General features: G+C 75.9%; 4 protein-coding genes. 2 read left to right on the top strand and 2 right to left on the bottom strand.

Annotated elements, in window-relative coordinates:
• Positions 1–305: hypothetical protein (locus HMPREF0731_RS25260; RefSeq protein ID WP_007003945.1), on the bottom strand; the 305-nt coding region annotated here is incomplete at its 3' end.
• Between the two features lie 120 nt (positions 306–425).
• Here HMPREF0731_RS25260 and HMPREF0731_RS09770 point away from each other — a divergent pair.
• Positions 426–1376 carry a diacylglycerol/lipid kinase family protein gene (locus tag HMPREF0731_RS09770; protein ID WP_007003944.1) on the top strand — a complete coding sequence of 317 codons (951 nt, stop codon included), beginning with the start codon at positions 426–428 and terminating at the stop codon, positions 1374–1376.
• Positions 1373–2221 carry a metallophosphoesterase family protein gene (locus tag HMPREF0731_RS09765; RefSeq protein ID WP_007003943.1) on the top strand — a complete coding sequence of 283 codons (849 nt, stop codon included), beginning with the start codon at positions 1373–1375 and terminating at the stop codon, positions 2219–2221. Before HMPREF0731_RS09770 ends, HMPREF0731_RS09765 begins: the two co-directional genes overlap by 4 nt.
• 27 nt (positions 2222–2248) lie before the next feature.
• Here the strand turns inward: HMPREF0731_RS09765 and HMPREF0731_RS09760 are convergent.
• The coding region (locus tag HMPREF0731_RS09760; protein WP_007003942.1) for an MFS transporter at positions 2249–2830 on the bottom strand (582 nt) is incomplete at its 5' end.

The following is a 2830-nucleotide window of genomic DNA, read 5'->3' as shown; positions in this document are numbered from 1 at the left end:
AGCGAGGCGGCGGCCTGCTGCGCCGCGCCCAGCCAGCGCTCGGCCTCGGCCCTCCCGTCGCGCACGGCGCCCTGGGCATCCTCCTGCGACAGCAGCGCGGTGCCGAGCGGCCCGGTCAGCAGCCGCACCTGCTGGCTGGCGCGGAACAGCACGCGGTCCACCTCGGCCACCGCCACGGCGGTGCGAGCCTCCCCCAGCCGCGCCAGGGAGTCCTGCAGCAGCAGCCCGGCCAGCGCCAGGCAGCCGAGCAACGGCACGGCAAACACCGCCGCCAGCAGCGACACCACCGATCCGCGCGCGCGCATTGTTACCCCTTTCCAAATCCCGATGACGGCAGTGTCATCCCGCAGGTGTGAAGGATGGCTGAAGCGTCGCAACCCGCCTCCACCGGGCCGCATTAGCCGCGCACCCAACCGAGGCCCGGCATGCGCGCGACCCTCCTGCTCAACCCCCGCTCCGGCACCCTGCTGGGCCAGCCGGAGCTGGCCGGACGCATCGTCGCGGCGCTGCGCCAGGCCGGCTTCACCCTCGACACCGTGCCCGGGGATGCGGCGCCCGACCTCGCCGGCCGGCTCGACGCGGCGCTGGCCGGGGGCGCGCCGGTGCTGATCGTGGGCGGCGGCGATGGCACGCTGCGCGCCGCCGCGGCGCGGCTGGCCGGCACCGGGGTCGCGCTCGGCGTGCTGCCGCTCGGCACCATGAACCTGCTGGCGCGCGACCTCGGCCTGCCGCTGGCGCCGGAGGCGGCGGCGCTGGCGCTTGGCCAGGCGGAGATCCGCGCCATCGACCTGGCCGAGGTGAATGGCGAGCCCTTCCTCTGCCAGTCGGTGATCGGCCTGCCCAACCGCATCGGCCAGCATCGCGAGCGGCTGCGCGGCGATGGCCGGCTGGCGGCGCGCTGGCGGCTCGGCATCGCCGCCCTGCGGCTGTTCTGGCGCCACCCGCCGCAGCGCCTGGCGCTGCGGCTGGCCGAGGGGAAGCGGCTGCGCCGGGTCTGGACCCGGGCGCTGTCGGTGGTGAACAACGCCTATGAGGAGGCGCCGGGCAAGCTGTTCCACCGCCCGGTGCTGGATGGCGGCACGCTCAGCCTGCATGTGGCGCGCGGCTTCGGCCTGGGCTGGATCCTGCGCATGCTGCTGGCCATGGCCGCCGGGCAGTGGCGCCGCAGCGACGCGCTGCTCTCCTGGCGCGCCGACACCCTTTCCATCCATAGCCGGCATCGCCACCTGCGGGTGATGAACGATGGCGAGGCGCTGCTGCTGGCGACCCCGCTGCACTACCGCATCCATCCCGGCGCGCTGCGCGTGCTGGCGCCGCGCCGCGAGGCCGCGCCGGATCTCGCCCGCCCGCCCGTCCCGGAGGAGCTCCCGGCATGACCCTGCGCCGCATCGACCATATTTCCGACCTGCATTTCGGCCGGGTGGACGAGCGCGTCGCGGCGGCGCTGATCGACACGCTGAACGCCGAGCCGGCCGACCTCGTCGTCATCAGCGGCGACCTGACGATGCGCGCCCGCTCGCGCGAGTACCGCGCCGCCTGCGCCTTCATGTCGGCGCTGAAGGCGCCGCAGATCGTCGTGCCCGGCAATCACGACATCACCAACTACTGGCCCTGGGAGCGCTTCCTGGACCCGTTCGGCCGCTGGCACCGCTTCGTCGGCGGCGAGACCGAGCCCTTCTGGCGCGACGACCACCTGGCGGTGATCGGGCTGAACACGGTGGTCCGCGCCGCGCCGCACCTGGCCTGGGAGGAGGGCCGGGTGAAGCGCCACCGGCTGCAGCGCCTGCTGCGCCGGCTGGAGGAGCTGCCGCCCGGGCTGTTCCGCATCGTCGTCGCCCACCACCCCTTCCTGGCGCCGGAGGACGCGCCCGACACGCCGCTGGCGCACCGCGCCGCCCCGGCGCTGGAGGTGCTGCAACGGGCCGGGGTGCGGCTGATCCTCTCGGGCCACCTGCACCGGGGCTATGTCCGGCTGCATCGCGGCACCGGCACGGCGGAGACCGCCTCCGGCCACACCCGGCCGGAGCTGCTGGTGGTGCAGGCGGGCTCGGCCATCTCGACCCGGCTGCGCGGCGAGCCCAACGCCTATAACCGCATCACCATCCAGGACGGGCAGGCGCGCATCGAGCCGCGCCGCTGGGATGGCGATTCCTGGGTCAGCGCCCCAGCCCCGGCCTGGCCGACCGCGGTGCTGGCGCCCCCCGCCCCCAGCCTGGCCTGAGCCCTGGCCGGCGGGGGCGCCTCCCCCTCAGGCCGCGCGGCGCCGGAAGGAGAGGGCCAGCGGCACCGCCAGCGCGCAGAGCAGCGCCATGGCCAGGAAGGCCAGCCCGCCGAAGCGGCCATAGAGCGGCCCGGCCGCCAGCGTCGCCAGCCCGCTGAGCAGCCCGACCCCGAGCGCCGCGTGCAGCGTCTGCGCCGTGCCGGCCTGGGCGGGCGGGACCAGCGCCAGCAGCAGGTGCATCGCCGCCAGGTGCTGCGCCCCGAAGCTCAGCGCGTGCAGCCATTGCGTGGCGACCAGCGCCGGCAGCCAGGTGGTGGAGGCCAGCACCAGCCAGCGCAGCAGCCCGGCGCCCGCCGCCAGCAGCGCCAGGCCGCCGGGGCCAAGCCGCGCCAGCAGCCGCCGCCCCAGCAGGAACAGGGCGATCTCGCCTACCACCCCCTCGGCCCAGAGCAGGCCGATGACGGTGGCGGAATGCCCCGCCGCGCCCCAGTGGATGGCCGAGAAGCCGTAATAGGCGGCGTGGCTGGCCTGGATCAGGCCGGAGAGCAGCAGCAGCCGCGCCAGCCCCGGCCGCCGCAGCGTGGCGGCGAAGCCGGCGGCGAAGCCCTC

The sequence above is a fragment of the Pseudoroseomonas cervicalis ATCC 49957 genome (assembly GCF_000164635.1).
In the GTDB taxonomy this organism is placed as follows: domain Bacteria; phylum Pseudomonadota; class Alphaproteobacteria; order Acetobacterales; family Acetobacteraceae; genus Pseudoroseomonas; species Pseudoroseomonas cervicalis.
This window is presented reverse-complemented; position numbering and strand designations above follow the sequence as displayed.

Coding starts and splice junctions, on each gene's coding strand:
- HMPREF0731_RS09770 (WP_007003944.1), top strand. CDS start 426: ATGCGCGCGACCCTCCTGCTCAACCCCCGCTCCGGCACCCTGCTGGGC.
- HMPREF0731_RS09765 (WP_007003943.1), top strand. CDS start 1,373: ATGACCCTGCGCCGCATCGACCATATTTCCGACCTGCATTTCGGCCGG.